Origin of the sequence: Actinacidiphila alni (assembly GCF_900112845.1) — a bacterium.
GTDB classification, from domain to species: Bacteria; Actinomycetota; Actinomycetes; order Streptomycetales; family Streptomycetaceae; genus Actinacidiphila; species Actinacidiphila alni.
The window spans coordinates 100,189-114,375 of record NZ_FONG01000009.1 but is presented as its reverse complement, the minus strand read 5'-3'; the positions used below and the strand labels follow the sequence as shown (position 1 = coordinate 114,375).

Below are 14,187 nucleotides of genomic sequence, written 5' to 3'. Positions count from 1 at the left end.
ACGGAACCCCGTGCACCGGGGTCGCGTCGTGAGAGCCGTTGACGGCCTCCCGGGGATGTTGCGAGAATTTTCGCAACATCATCAGGGAGGGTGGGGTCGATGGCGGGCGGTGGGGATGCGCGGGGGGAATTGCAGGCGTATGTGCGGGAGTTGGTGGAGCCGCTGGTGGGGTGTGCCAGTCCTGGTGGGGCGCGGATACGGCCCGGGGTGAGTGTCGCGCACTATCCGGACACGGCCGCGGATCTGGAGGGGTATGCGCGGCCGCTGTGGGGGCTGGCGCCGCTCGCGGCGGGTGGGGGTGACTTCGGGCACTGGGACCTGTGGGCCCGAGGGCTGGCCGCGGGGACCGATCCGGGGCATCCCGAGTACTGGGGCACGGCCGACGGGATCGATCAGCGGACCGTCGAGACCGCCGCCATCGGCTTCGCCCTCGCCCTCGCGCCCGACAGGCTCTGGGACCCGCTGACCGGCAAGGAGCGCGACCGGGTCGGCGCATGGCTGGCGAGCTATCTGCACGTCCGGACGCCGGAGAACAACTGGAACTTCTTCCCGGTGATGGTCAGCCTCGGCCTGGACCGGGTCGGGTACGGCCACGACCGGGACGCCCGGCACGCCCGCCTGGACCGGCTGGAGGGCTATGCCCTCAACGGCGGCTGGTACGCCGACGGCGACACCGCGCAGCGCGACTACTACATCCCCTGGGCCATGCACTTCTACGGCCTGATCTACGCGGCCCTCGCGGGGGACGGCGACCCCGCGCGCGCCGCCCGCTTCCGGCAGCGCGCCGCCGACTTCGCGCCCGGCTTCCGGCACTGGTTCGCCGCCGACGGCGCGGCCGTCCCCTTCGGCCGCAGCCTCACCTACCGTTTCGCGCAGGGCTCCTTCTGGGGCGCGCTGCCGTACGCGGGCGTGGACGCCGTACCGTACGGCGAGGCCAAGGGGCTGCTGCTGCGGCACCTGCGGTGGTGGCGGGAGCGCTCGGCGCTGACCTCGCCCGGCGGGCTGCTGTCCATCGGCTACGGCTATCCGCAGCCCGCGCTCGCCGAGCAGTACAACAGCCCCGGCTCGCCGTACTGGGCGGCGAAGGCTTTCCTGCCGCTCGCGCTGCCCGCCGACCACGCCTTCTGGACGGTGCCGGAGGAGCCCGCCGCCGACCTGCCGGACGCGCTCGCCCAGCCCGACGCGGGCGCGGTGCTGCTGCGGTCGGGCGGCGACGCGACGCTGCTCAGCGGCCGACAGTACAACCACTGGGCGCGCGGCGGCTCCGCCAAATACGCCAAATTCGCCTACTCCACCCGCTTCGGCTTCAGTGTGCCGGTGGACGGCCTCGGGCCGGAGCCCGCGGCGTACGACTCGGTGCTCGCGGTCAGCGACGACGCGGGCGACGCGCCGCGCCATTTCCGGATCCGTGAGGACCAGGACGACCCGGCGGTCGAGGACGGCAACACCGTACGCAGCACTTGGCGGCCCTGGCCTGACGTGGAGATCACCACCTGGCTGACCGCCGCCGCGCCCTGGCACCTGCGGACCCATCGCATCCGCACCGGCCGGGCGCTGCACACCGCGGAGGGCGGCTTCGCCGTCGACCGCGACGCCGGACTGACGCTCCGTCAGGAGGTGGACGGCGGCGCGGTCGTCGTCAACGAGGCGGGGGAGCTGAGCGGGCTGCGCGATCTGGACGGCGCCCGCGAGGGGCGCGTCGTCGAGCCGCTGTCCGGCACCAATGTGCTGGCCCGGCGCACCGCGCTGCCCACGCTGGTGACGCAACTGGAGCCGGGGGAGCACTGGTTGCGCTGCGCGGTGCTCGGCGCGGGTCCGGGACAGGCCGCCGCGTGGGACGGCGAGGCTCCCGAACGCCGTTACTGAACCGGGGTGTTCAGGCCCCGGCGGCCTCGCGTACCGCCGCCAGGGCCGCGTCCACTTGCCCCTTTAGGGGCGCGGGGAACTGCGCGGCCCGCCCCCGCCGGCCCGGTGGTCGCAGAACAAACAGCGTCTGCCCCGCTGGGGGCGGTTTTTTGCCTGCGGCCCGGCGTGGGCTGAGCGCGCAGTTCCTCCCCCAGCTACCGCTGGGAGGTGCCCCCAGCGCCCCTAAAAACATGACTCCCGCACTTCGCAGGAGACATCAGGCACCCACCCCCGGAGGGGCACCGCGCTCCGGAGGAGAAGCGTCTCGGAGGGCGGGCCGATTGCGTGCGGCGGGGCGGAAAGGGTTAGCGTCGGGGCTATGAATGAGTCACGTGCCACCGGCGCCACCGGCGTCGGCCTCGCCACCGTCGCCGCCGACGGCACCGTCCTGGACACCTGGTACCCCGCACCCGAGCTGACCGCCGAGCCGGGCCCCGCGGGCACCGAGCGGCTGTCCGCCGAGCGCGCGGCGGAACTGCTGGGCGCGGCGGCGCCCAAGGCGCTGGGCGCGGACCCGCGCCGCGGCGTGGAGGTGGTCGCGGTCAGGACCGTCATCGCGTCGACCGACGACAAGCCGCTCGACGCGCACGACGCGTATCTGCGGCTGCACCTGCTGAGCCACCGCCTGGTCCGGCCCAACGAGCCGAATCTGGAAGGGCTGTTCGGTCTGCTGGCGAACGTCGCGTGGACGTCGATCGGCCCGGTGCCGGTGGCCGGCATCGAGGCCGTGCGGCTCGCGGCCCGCGCCGAGGGCCTGCACCTGTCGGTGTACGGCGTGGACAAATTCCCGCGGATGACCGATTACGTCGCCCCGTCCGGCGTACGCATCGCCGACGCCGACCGGGTCCGCCTCGGCGCGCACCTGGCGTCCGGCACCACCGTGATGCACGAGGGCTTCTGCAACTTCAACGCGGGCACGCTCGGCACCTCGATGGTCGAGGGCCGCATCTCGCAGGGCGTCGTCGTCGGTGACGGCTCCGACATCGGCGGCGGCGCGTCCATCATGGGCACCCTGTCCGGCGGCGGCACCCAGCGCGTGTCGCTGGGCGAGCGCTGCCTGCTCGGCGCCGAGTCGGGCCTGGGCATCGCGCTCGGCGACGACTGCGTCGTGGAGGCCGGCCTGTACGTCACCGCGGGCACCCGCGTCACGCTCCCGGACGGCACGATCGTCAAGGCCCTGGAACTCTCCGGCGCCAACAATCTCCTCTTCCGCCGCAATTCGACCACCGGCAAGGTCGAGGTGCTCCAGCGCACCGGCTCCTGGGGCGGCCTCAACGCGGCCCTGCACAGCCATAACTGACACACCGTCAGCATGCGCGGGCGTCACGCCGTACGGGCCGCCGCCGCCAGTACCGCCTGCTCCTCCTCGGGGGACCAGCCGGCCTGGAGCGGCGGTTCGCCGCGTTGCCGGTCCCAGGCCAGGACGTCGGCGGCGGTCACCGCCAGTGGGGTGGCGGGCATCCCGGCCGCCCTGGCCCGCGCGGCGCTGCGCTGCTGCGAGGCCAGGTCGTGGCGGATCAGCGGGAACATCGGCGGTACGGCTCCGGCCTCCGGCGTGACCCGTACGATCTCCACCTCCGTACCCGCGGCCCGCGCGCACGTCTCGATCAACTCGCCGAGGGTGACGGCCGGTTCGGGGCCGACCGCGTGGAAGGCGCCGGGCCTGCCGTCCTCCAACAGCCGCACCACCAGCCGGGCCAGGTCGCGCGCGTCGACGACCTGCACCGGCTGCGCGGGGTCGCCGGGCAGCGCCACCCGGCCGCCGCGGGCCGCCGCGCGCACCCAGTAGGTGAACATGTCGGACGGGTCGTAAGGGCCCGCCACCTTGCCGGGCCGGACGATCGTGGCGCGCTCGCCGTAGCGCGCGGTGACGTCGTCCTCGCAGGCGACCTTGCACGGCCCGTACGTGGACTCGTCCAGCTCCTCGGTGTCGCGCACCGGCGCCCTGCGCGGGGTGTCCTCGTCGGTGCCGGGACCGGAGCACGGCCGCTGGTAGACGGCGTGGCTGGAGATGAACAGATAGCGGCCGACCCGGTCGCCGAGCGCGTCCATCGCCTGCCCGACGTGCCGCGGCACATAGCCGCTGACGTCCACCACGGCGTCCCAGCGCGCGTCGCCCGCGAGCGCCGCGTAATCGCCGGTGTCCCGGTCGCCGGTCAGCCGGGCGACGCCGGGGAAGAGGCCGGTGCCGGTCCTGCCCCGGCTGAAGATCGTCACGTCGTGGCCGCGGCCGAGGGCGTCCGCGACGATGGCGCGGCCGATGAAGGAGGTGCCGCCGAGTACGAGGATGCGCATGAGGACCGACCCTACCGAGGGCCGCCGGGGCCGTCAGGCGGGTTTCGGGCCGGACGCGGAGCACCTCGGGCCGGAAGTTGAGCACCTCAGTGGGAGACGGAGCACCTCGGGCCGGACAAGCTTCAGCTGTAGATCCGCTCCGCGTACGCGGGCCCGTAGTACTCCTCCAGCGCTTCGAGCGAATCCTCGCGCCGCTCCAGGGCCTTGGAGATCCGGGCCCGGGAGGCCATCGCCTCGGGGTGCCAGGTGTCCGGCTTCCACAGGTCGCTGCGCAGGAACGCCTTGGAGCAGTGGAAGAAGACCTCATCGATGTCCACCAGCACCGCGAACTGCGGGCGGTTGCCCCGTACCACCATGCGGTCGAAGAAGTCGGCCTCGCGCAGCAGGCGCGCCCGGCCGTTGATCCGGAGGGTGTCACCGCGGCCGGGGATGAAGAAGATCAGGCCGATGTGCGGGTTGGACAGGATGTTGTGGAAGCCGTCCGCACGGCGGTTGCCGGTCCGTTCGGGGATCGCGATGGTGCGGTCGTCCAGGACGAGAGTGAAGCCGGCCGGGTCGCCCTTGGGGGAGACGTCGCAGCTGCCGTCGGCCGCCGAGGTGGCCACCAGGCAGAAGGGCGCCGCCGCCAGCCACTCCCGGTCAAGGTCGTGCAGCCTCGTCCGCACTTTGTCGCGGACGATCGGGGTGGGTTCCCCGAGCAGCTCGCGCAGTTCGGCCTCGTCGGTGATCTCCCGCATGCGCCGTACACCCCCACCGGTTGCGTCCCTGTCAGGTCCCTGAAGGGTCCCTTTCGGGAACTCGTACTCTACCGGCCGCCTTCTCGGCGCCACCGATGAGTTCCGGCGCGGGCCCCGGTCTACCTCTTCGACAGACAGCGCATCGCGCGCACGGAACCGACCCGAGGAGTCCACGGTGACCCACACCGCCGCCACCACCGCAGTCTCGCCCGCCCCCTCCACCGGCACCGCCGCCTCTGCCGCGCCCCGCACCGGGAGCGGCCGGGCGCGCGCCTCGCTCATGGGCCTGCAGATCGTGCTGGCCCTCTTCTACACCTTCGCCAGCGCGGCGCCCAAGCTGCTCGGCCTCGACGCCGCCGCCGACTCATTCGACCGCATCGGCTTCGGCGACTGGTTCATGTACGTCACCGGCGCGCTGGAGTTCGCCGGCGCCGTCGCCCTGGTGATCCCGGTGCTCTACCAGGTCGCGGCGGTCGCCATGATCGGCCTGATGATCGGCGCCACGGTCACCCAGATCACCGTCTTCGACGGTCAGAACGTGGCCACGCCGATCATCCTGATACTGCCGCTGGCCGTGATCGCCTGGGCCCGCAGGGACAGTACGACGGCGCTGCTCGCGCTGCTGCGGCGGGCGGTGGACCGGACCTGAACCCGCCGTGCACCGGCGGGAGTTCTACCCGCGACGGCCGCCTCGTAGCGACGACACCACGAGGCGGCCGTAGCGGGTGGTGAGCGCGGCGGTCGTGGCGGCGAAGGAGGCGGCCAGGGCCGCCGTCAGGTGCCAGGGGTCGGAGTCGCCCAGCACCTGGAGGACCGACAGCGCGGTGCCGAGCGGCAGCCCGAGGACGGTGAGGACGCCGAGGGCGCCGGCGATCTGCTGGCTCTCCTGGGTCTGCACCAGCCGGGCGTGGTCGGCGGCCTCCGCGAGGATCTGCGCGAAGCGCTCGGGCAGCCGGTGCCGCTGCTGGAAGTCCAGCAGGATGTTGTTCGCGGGGCCGTGCGCGGTCAGGTGCTGGCGCCAGTAGGTGCTGCGGAAGACCGCGATCCGCTGCTCCAGGTCGGCGACGCGGCGGGCCAGGCCCGGCCCCTCGAAGACCTCGGACAGGTCGTCGGTCAGTTCGTCGATCCGGTCGCGCTGGGCGTTGCCCAGCAGCAGCGCGTCCAGGTACGCGGCGCGGGCGTTGACCGCCGCGATGTCGTAGAAGTCGCCGCTGCCCGGGCCGGGATCGGGGCGGTGGCCGAGGAAGGCGGCGCCCTGGCGGAGCACGAGCACGCTCCAGTCGGTGGAGATCCGGTTCGCCCCGATCCGGCGCGCCGCGAAGTCCTCCGGCGGCAGCGGGAGATCGGCCGGCGTCGACCGTGACGCCAGCGACCGCAGCAACCAGTCGGCGGAGTCCGGCAGTTCACCGGTCTCGGGGTCGCGCAGCGCCGCCGTCAGGCCGGGCCCCGGGGTGAGGAAGGCCACCGTGTACGGGCGGGACAGCGCGAACGGTGAGGCGGCCGGGGCGGGTTCCGCCACCCCGGCCAGCAGCGCGGCGGGCGCGAACACCCCGCTCAGCGGATCGGGCGGCGCGTCCTGGCGATGGCTGATCGCCCGCAGCAGCGGCAGCATCGGTTCGCCCACCACACTGAAGTGCGCGATGGCCAGGGCCTGTTCCGGCGACCGCGCGGTCGGAGTCCGCAGCAGCTCCAGGCCGTCAAGACGCAGCCCGCCCTCGGTCTGGGACGCCGTACGGTGCCAGCGCCGCTCGTACAGTGCCCGCGCCGCCGCCGGTGTGAACAGCCGCCGGCGCGACTCGGCGTCCGCCACCCGCCCCGCCGTCGCGAACGGCAACGGCCCCCGCGCCCACCCCGGATCGGCCACCAGCCGGGCCGGCAGCAGCACCGCGAACGTCTGCCGCACCCCGGCCGCCCCGAGCAACTCCTCCGACAGCCGCTCCGTCGCCCGCCGCCACCCGGGCGTACCGCCCGCTGCCCCCGTCGATCGGCTCATGCGCCCATCCTGTCCGCCCGGCCGGGGGAGGAGAACCGAATCACGGCGCGGCTCCTGGCTGCGTTGATGGCGGGTGATCGAAATCCGTTCCATCCTGCCCGGTGCCTCTGACAGCGTGGGTCAATGACCGACCGCTTGGTATGTTGACTGTCGTCGCGGCCCCCTCCCGCGGGTGCGGGCCGCCGGTAGCGTACGCGAGCCGACGAAGGAGTCCGGGGCATGGACGAACCGGTGTGCACCACCCGGCAGGGCGACGTCCGGGGTGAGGCGGGCCCCGGCGGGTCCGCCGTGTTCCGCGGAATCCCGTACGCGGCACCGCCGTTCGGGGCACTGCGCTTCATGGCGCCGCAGCCGCCCGCCCGTTGGGACGGGGTGCGGGAGGCCACCGCCTTCGGCGCGACCGCCCCGAAGGGCCCGTACGCGCCGCCCTTCGACGTCCTGCTGCCCGACCCCGACATCGCGGGCGAGGACTGCCTCAACCTCAATGTGTGGACGCCGGACACCGACGGCGCCGCGCCCGTGATGGTGTGGCTGCACGGCGGCGCCTTCATGAACGGCTCAGGATCGCTGCCGCTCTACGACGGCGCCGCCTTCGCCCGCGACGGCGTCGTCTGCGTGACCGCCAACTACCGCCTGGGCGCCGACGGTTACCTGACCCTGCCGGGCGCGCCCGACAACCGCGGTGTGTTGGACCAGATCGCCGCCCTGGAATGGGTCCGCGACAACATCGCGGCCTTCGGCGGCGACCCCGCCTGGGTGACCGTCTTCGGCGAGTCCGCGGGCGCGATGAGCATCGGCGTCCTGCTCACCGCCCCGGGCGCCCGCGGCCTGTTCCACCGCGCGATCCTGCAGAGCGGCGCCGCCCACCACAGCATCGGCCCGGAGACCGCGCGCATGGTCGCCGCCCGCTTCGCGGCGAACCTCGGCGTCGAACCGACCATGGCGGGCATCGGCTCGGTGCCGCTCGACCGACTGCTGCCCGCGCAGACCGCGCTGCGCGCCCAGGTCACCGCCGACCCCGACCCCCGGATCTGGGGCGAGGCCGCGCTGAACGCCATGCCCTTCGAACCGGTCGCGGGCACCGCGAGCACCGCCGCGGTCGGCGCCACCATGCCCGGCGCCGACTGCGGCGTCCAACTGCTGATCGGCACCACCACCGAGGAGTACCGGCTCTTCACCGTCCCCAGCGGTGTCATCGACTTCATCGACGACACCCGGCTGCGGGCCGGCGCCGCCCGCCACGGCCTCGACCCCGCCACCGCCCTGCCGGTCTACGCGGCGGCCCGGCCCGGCGCCACGCCCGGCGACCTGTACTCCGCCGCCCTCACCGACTGGTTCTTCCGGATCCCCGCGATCCGCCTCGCCGAGGCCGTCCCCGGCTCCCACCTGTACGAATTCGGCCGCCGCTCCACCGCCTACGAAGGCCGCCTCGGCGCCTGCCACGCCTCCGAGATCGCCTTCGCCTTCGACAATCTCGCGGCCCCCGGCGAATCCGGCCTGCTCGGCGCGGCCCCGCCGCAGCCGCTCGCCGACGCCATGCACGCCGCCTGGGTGGCCTTCGCGACCACCGGCGACCCGGGCTGGCCCGCGTACGACACCGCCGACCGTACGACGATGGTGTTCGGCACCGCGGACGAGCCCGTACGCGTCGGGCCGGTGCGCGATCCGCGCGCCGAGGAACGCGCGCTGTGGGACGGGGTGCGCTGACACCGGGTGCGTACGGCGACGGCGGCCGTGGCCGGAACCCCGCGTGACGGCCGGGTGAACGACCGGGACGGCGACCCTCCCGCGGCCCGGAGGAGGACGGGCGGGGTCCCGCAGGGCCTACGCTGAGTACGCGCGCCCGGCGCGCGTGCCGGTCCGTCCCGCCCCCATGCCGTACGCCCATGCCGTACGGCCGTTCCGCCGCCGTATAGGAGCACACCCCATGTCCGAAGGTCCCCTCGTCCTGCCGCCCGTACGGCTGCTCCCCGCGGCCGACCTCGCGCGGCTGGCGCTGGCCGTGCCGCTGCTGGACCGAGCGCTGCGGCTGACGAAGTGGGCCACGCCCGAGCGGCCGGTCGACGCGATGGGCGAACTGCTCGACGACGACCTCGTACGGGCCGCCGACGAACTCGGCCTGTCCACCGACGAGGGCGAGGAAGGACTCGCCGAGACCGCCCAGGCGTGGGGCGTCGCCGTCGACACCGGGCTGCTCGCCGTCGAGATCGACGAGGAGGCCGAGGAGTCCACGCCGGTCGGCGAACTCGCCGGACGCGCCGTGCCGGGCGAGGCGTACGAGCGGATCACCGGCGGCGACCCGCAGGACGTCCTCGACATCTGGCTGGCGGCCGCCGAGACGGCGCTCGCCGAGGCCGCCGCGCCCGACTTCGAGAGCCTGCGCGAGGTCATGGAGGACGGCGACCAGGTCCTGCTGGACGAGCTGGACTGGGACCCGGAGGAGGAGGCCGAATTCCTCGACAGCGCGCTCGCCAACCTCTACGCCCTGATGGCGATGGAGGCGGCGGAGGCCGCCGACGCACCCGGGGACGGGCCCGTGGACGAACCCGGCTCCGTGCCGCTGCCGGTGCTCGCCGCCTCGCTCGTCGTGCCCGACGAGATGGAGCAGCCGAGCGACGCCGTGCTGGAGGAGGTCACCGAGGTGATGATGCGGCTCGACGACCACTTCCGGCTGCTCGCCACCTCCGGCCTGCTGGACTACCAGCCGGTCGACGAGGCGCTCATCGAGGAGGCCGAGGACGAGGAGGCGCCCGGCGGCGCGGGGGAGGAGCTCGACCCCGAGGAGGTCTCCCGCTACGGCCTGGTCCGGCTTACCCCGCTCGGCGTGCACGGCATGCGCGAACGGTTCGCCGACGCCGGGGCGCACGCTCCCGCGATCGGGGATCTCGCGGCGGGCTCGGGCACCGCTCTCCTCGAAGCCCTGACCCACTACCCGGATCACGCGGCGCGCGCCGAGGCGGAGTTGTGGCTCGCGGGCCGCAAGGCCGCGGACGCGGCGCGCGAACTGCTCGCCGCCGCGCGCGGCGACGACCCCGAGGCGCCCGGGCGCCGGCTCATCTGCCAGCAGACGCTCACCCTGCTCGGCGCCGAGGCCGAGCCCGCGCTGCGGGAGGTCCTCGACGACCGCAGGCTCGGCGGGCTCGCGCGGGTCTGGCTCACCGAGCGCGGCGCCGCCGATGTGCCGGCGCCCGACGCCGACATGGTCTTCTGGCTCACCATCGACACCTTGGCGGCGCAGCTCGCCGCCGATGACGCGCCGGAGTTGCTCTCCGATCTCGTGCGGGATCTCGTGGCGCGGCACGACGGTTTCTTCGACGCGGCGTGGCGGGTCGATCATCCGGCCACCGCCGACGTTCTCGAAGCGATGGGGAGGCTTCATCCGGACCGGAAGTCCGCCAAGGATGCGCGCAAGGCCGCTTTCAAGGCCCGTTCCCGCACCTCGTCCTGACCAGGGGCCCGGCCCCTGTACCCGCCCCGCCCGCGCGGAGTGCGGTGCCCCTCCGGGGGAGTGGGGTGTGTGATGTCTCCTGCGGAGGACGGTGCCTCTCCGGGTGGGGTGCCTGAGGTCTCCTTCGGAGTGCGGGAGTCATGTTTTTAGGGGCGCGGGGAACTGCGCGCTCAGCCCCCACCGGTCCGGTGGTCGCAGAACAAACAGCGTCTGCCCTGCTGGGGGCGGTTTGTCAGCAGCAGCCCCGCGCGGCCTGAGCGCGCAGTTCCCCGCGCCCCTGACGGGGCGCCCCTCTCCGCCGGCGGCGGGTGGAAGGGCTTGCCCTTAGAGACGGGTGGGGCACTCCGCTTTAGGCGGGCTTTGCGAATTTTTGGGGTTGTTCAGGGGCGGACCCCTGGGAGTGGGCCGGCGTTCACGAGGAGTTGGCCGAGCGGCGGCACGGTGTGCCGCAACGCACCGCGCGACGAACCGCGACGTAAGGAGCCTCGCTGGCGATCACCGGCCCCTGGCGCAGGCAGGGGCAGGAACTGCTGACACGCCGTCGGCCCGCACGCGGCTGCCCCGGTCACCGCCATGACCGGGGCAGCCGTACGTGAGGTGCCGGTGGGGCGGCAGGAAGGTTTCAGCAGCCGCTGAGGATCGAGCTGAGCTTCGACTTCTCCGCGCTGTCCACGGTCAGCCCGTAGTAGTGCTTCACCTGCACCCAGGCGCGGGCGTACGTGCACTGGTACGACGCCTGCGGCAGCCATTCGGTCGGGTCGCCGTCGCCCTTGGAGCGGTTGGAGTGCGCGGACACCGCGATCAGTTGCGGCCGGGTCACGTCATTGGCCAGCGCCTGGCGCTGCGCCGTCGTCCACGCCCACGCGCCGGAGCTCCACGCCTCGGCGAGCGGTACCAGGTGGTCGATGTCGAAGGTCGACGGGTCGGTGGTGGTCACGCCGTCGTAGGCGCTGGTCCAGTGTCCCGAGGTGGCCTTGCACGAGCTGTTGGTCACCACGCTCGTGCCGTCGCGCTTGATCACGTACTCGCGGGTGTCGCAGGTGCCCGAGATGGTGATCCAGGTCGGGAACAGATCACGGTCGTACGTCGAGGCGTGCGTCTCGGGGGTCGCCGTCATCCCGGACAGATAACTGCGGGCGGTCGAGGCGGCGATGGGGGTCGGCAGGGCGGCCTGCGCGGTGCCGCCGCCGACGAGCAGCGCCGTCGCCGCGAGCAGCGCGGCACTGACGGCGGCACATATTCCGTGCACGAGACGGTTTTTGGGCATGACTGAGCGCTCCCGTGGCTAGGGGGTGGAGCGGTACGGATGGTGCTCGACCAGGGTCCCGGCCATGGGTCTATGCGGGTAGACCGTCAGCGGTAAATTTTATGTGACCATGACATGTTGATGTGCGAACGTCGGGCGGCGGCCCTGTGACGGCAGCCGCGTGACGGCGGCCCCGTGGCGGTGGTCCTGTGACGGTGGGTGCGGGGGGCTACGGGGACGCGTGACGACGGAGGCGGGCGACGACGCTGCCCGCGTCGTCGCCCGCCCCGGCGGAAAGGATGGCGCTCAGAGCGCGGAGGCGCCCGGCTTCACCATTCCCTTGGCGGTGCGGGAGTCGACGAAGTCGCCCATGGCGGTCATCTCCCACTCGCCGGAGAACTGCTTGATCAACTTCGCCATGAGTACCCCGGTGCGGGCCTCGCCGCCGGTCAGGTCGAAGCGGACCAGCTCCTCGCCGGAGCCCGCGTCGAGCAGCCGGCAGTACGCCTTCGCGACCTTGTTGAACTTCTGGCCCGAGTAGGAGTTCACGGTGAAGACCAGACCGGTCACCTCGGGCGGCAGCCCGCCCAGGTGCACGGTGATCGTCTCGTCGTCGCCCGAGCCCGCGCCGGTCAGATTGTCACCGGAGTGCTGCACCGCGCCGTTGAGGATCGCCAGCTTGCCGAAGTAGCAGGTCGCGATGTGGTTGCGCTGCGGGCCGTAGGCGATGACGGAGGCGTCCAGGTCGATGTCCCGGCCGCCGAAGGCGGGCTCCCAGCCGAGCCCCATCCGCACCGAGGTGAGCAGCGGCCGGCCCGCCTTGACCAGCGAGACCGTCTCGTTCTTGCGGAGATTGACCCGGCCCTTGTCCAGATTGACCTTGCCGGGCGCGGCGGCCGGCGCGGGCGACGCCGGGGGAGCGGCGGGCGGCGGCGGCAGATGCGCGGCGGGCGCACCGGTGGGCGGCGGGGCGCTCGGCATCGCCGCGGCGGGCGGCGGCGGTGCGCTCACGGACGCGGCGGGGGCCGGGGCGGCGGGCGCCGCGGGCTCGTCGACATTCACCCCGAAGTCGGTGGCGATTCCGGCCAGCCCGTCGGCGTAGCCCTGGCCGACCGCGCGGACCTTCCAGGCACCGCCGCGCCGGTACACCTCGACGACCACGAGCGCGGTCTCCGGGCCGAGCCCGGTGGGTGTGAAGGTGGCGATCACCGAGCCGTCGTCGGCGCCGCGCACGGTGGCCGTCGGGGTGGTGCCCGCGAAGGGGCCGCCGCCGTCGAGACTGGCGGTGACCACGATCTTCTCGATCCCGGCCGGTACGGCGGCGGTGTCGACGGTGATCGTGTCCGGCCCGGAACCGCCTCCGGAACGGTGGGTCACGCCGGGCCCCTGGGGCTGGTTGTAGAAGACGAAGTCGTCGTCGGAGCGCACCTTGCCGTCACCGGTCAGGAGCAGGCCCGAGACGTCGAGCCGCGCGGAGGGGGCGGCGACGTCCACGGCCACCCGGGGCACGGAGAGCGGCACATTCGAGCCAGGCGTCATAGCGGTCATGCCCCCCGTAACGACCGACACACCTTTGCGGTTCCATTACCCGGGTGATCGGGTTACCGGCCTCCGGGACCCGGCCGGTCGCCCCGTACGACGGAGACGGCGGGAATGGTGAGGCCGTCGGGCGACTCCGGGGGCAGCGCGAAGGCGGACACCGCTTCGGGCGGCAGCGGGGCGATGCCGAGCAGGCCGCACACCGCCCGGGTGGTGAAGGAGTGCCACAGCGCCGCCTGCCGCAGCATCGCGTGGTCGCCGCCCGGCAGCTCGAAGCGGCAGACCGCCGCGCCCTCGGCCCTGGCCAGCTCCGCCAGCCGCAGCGACCCGGCGGGCGAGGTGATCCGGTCGGCCGTCGCGTGCAGCATCACCAGCCGGGTCTTCGCCAGCTGCGCCACCGGCTCGCCCGGCGGGCACCACGGGGCCAGCGCCACCGTGCCCACCACCCCGGCCGTACCGGCCACCCGCAGCGCCGCCCGGCCGCCCATGGAGTGCCCGACCAGGACGACCGGCGCCCCGTCCGTCCGCCGCTCCAGCTCGGCCAGCGCCCGCGCGGCGTCCCGGGCGGCGTCGGCCCGGTCGCCGTTCCAGCCGCGGTGCCGGTAGCGGGCCTCGGCGAGCAGCACCCCGTGGCCCTCGGTCGCCCGGGCCAGCGCGCGGACGAACGGCCGCATCCGCAGCCCTGGCGCGTTCAGCAGCGTGGGCGGGCGCAGGCCGTGCTCCCGCCCGCCGTGCAGCACCAGCACCGCGGCCCGCGGCGCCGTCACCGGCCGCCGCACCAGCAGCGGCCGGTAGCGCGGGCGCGGCGACCCGCCGCCCGCGCCGGAACCGCCGGTGATGCCGCCGGGCCCACCGGAATCCCCGCCGTCCGCCCCCGCGTCCGTCCCGGCGCCCGTCCCTGTCGTTCCCGCCACTCCCGCACTCCCGTCGGCTCGCCCGCTCACCGTGCCGGACCGCCCGAACGCGGCTGCCGCGACGAGGCGGCGTACCCGCACCGGCGTACCCGGTCCATCCTCTGTCATTC

The 14,187-nt window shown here is 73.9% G+C and carries 11 protein-coding genes; 5 read left to right on the top strand and 6 right to left on the bottom strand.

From position 1 onward, the window contains the following. Positions 1-99: 99 nt before the first annotated feature. Both BM076_RS17030 and dapD read left to right on the top strand, forming a co-directional pair. The gene (locus BM076_RS17030) at positions 100-1,866 is read left to right on the top strand and encodes a DUF2264 domain-containing protein (protein WP_093714413.1); all 1,767 of its coding nucleotides are present in this window, start codon (positions 100-102) and stop codon (positions 1,864-1,866) included. Between the two features lie 358 nt (positions 1,867-2,224). Further along, a complete protein-coding gene (dapD, locus tag BM076_RS17025; protein ID WP_093714412.1) occupies positions 2,225-3,205 on the top strand; it encodes a 2,3,4,5-tetrahydropyridine-2,6-dicarboxylate N-succinyltransferase in 981 nt (326 codons plus the stop codon). A gap of 23 nt (positions 3,206-3,228) precedes the next feature. Here the strand turns inward: dapD and BM076_RS17020 are convergent, their stop codons facing one another. Together BM076_RS17020 and BM076_RS17015 are read right to left on the bottom strand one after the other, a co-directional pair. Beyond that, complete coding sequence (locus BM076_RS17020) at positions 3,229-4,200, bottom strand: NAD-dependent epimerase/dehydratase family protein (RefSeq protein ID WP_093714411.1); 972 nt, start codon at positions 4,198-4,200, stop codon at positions 3,229-3,231. 122 nt (positions 4,201-4,322) lie between these two features. Beyond that, positions 4,323-4,937, bottom strand: a complete 615-nt coding sequence (locus BM076_RS17015; RefSeq protein ID WP_093714410.1) for a pyridoxamine 5'-phosphate oxidase family protein — start codon at positions 4,935-4,937, stop codon at positions 4,323-4,325. A gap of 175 nt (positions 4,938-5,112) precedes the next feature. Between BM076_RS17015 and BM076_RS17010 the strand changes: the two genes are divergently transcribed. After that, positions 5,113-5,586 (top strand): DoxX family protein, encoded by a 474-nt coding sequence (locus tag BM076_RS17010; protein ID WP_177246482.1) that lies wholly within the window; start codon positions 5,113-5,115, stop codon positions 5,584-5,586. A 24-nt stretch (positions 5,587-5,610) separates the two neighbouring features. Here BM076_RS17010 and BM076_RS17005 read toward each other — a convergent pair whose 3' ends face one another. Then, positions 5,611-6,930 carry a hypothetical protein gene (locus tag BM076_RS17005; RefSeq protein ID WP_245796110.1) on the bottom strand — a complete coding sequence of 440 codons (1,320 nt, stop codon included), beginning with the start codon at positions 6,928-6,930 and terminating at the stop codon, positions 5,611-5,613. Positions 6,931-7,149: 219 nt separating this feature from the next. Between BM076_RS17005 and BM076_RS17000 the strand changes: the two genes are divergently transcribed. Both BM076_RS17000 and BM076_RS16995 read left to right on the top strand, forming a co-directional pair. Beyond that, on the top strand, positions 7,150-8,637 hold the full coding sequence (locus BM076_RS17000) for a carboxylesterase/lipase family protein (protein WP_093714409.1): 1,488 nt from the start codon (positions 7,150-7,152) through the stop codon (positions 8,635-8,637). Between the two features lie 220 nt (positions 8,638-8,857). Then, positions 8,858-10,378, top strand: coding sequence for a hypothetical protein (locus BM076_RS16995; RefSeq protein WP_093714408.1), 1,521 nt, complete (start codon positions 8,858-8,860; stop codon positions 10,376-10,378). 622 nt (positions 10,379-11,000) lie between these two features. Here BM076_RS16995 and BM076_RS16990 read toward each other — a convergent pair. The 3 genes from BM076_RS16990 to BM076_RS16980 all read right to left on the bottom strand — a co-directional run bounded on the left by BM076_RS16990 (position 11,001) and on the right by BM076_RS16980 (position 14,077). Continuing rightward, positions 11,001-11,645, bottom strand: coding sequence for an HNH endonuclease family protein (locus tag BM076_RS16990; RefSeq protein WP_093714407.1), 645 nt, complete (start codon positions 11,643-11,645; stop codon positions 11,001-11,003). 285 nt (positions 11,646-11,930) lie between these two features. After that, positions 11,931-13,163 carry a TerD family protein gene (locus BM076_RS16985; RefSeq protein WP_093714406.1) on the bottom strand — a complete coding sequence of 411 codons (1,233 nt, stop codon included), beginning with the start codon at positions 13,161-13,163 and terminating at the stop codon, positions 11,931-11,933. 62 nt (positions 13,164-13,225) lie between these two features. Continuing rightward, positions 13,226-14,077, bottom strand: coding sequence for an alpha/beta hydrolase (locus BM076_RS16980; protein ID WP_177246475.1), 852 nt, complete (start codon positions 14,075-14,077; stop codon positions 13,226-13,228). Positions 14,078-14,187 lie beyond the last annotated feature (110 nt).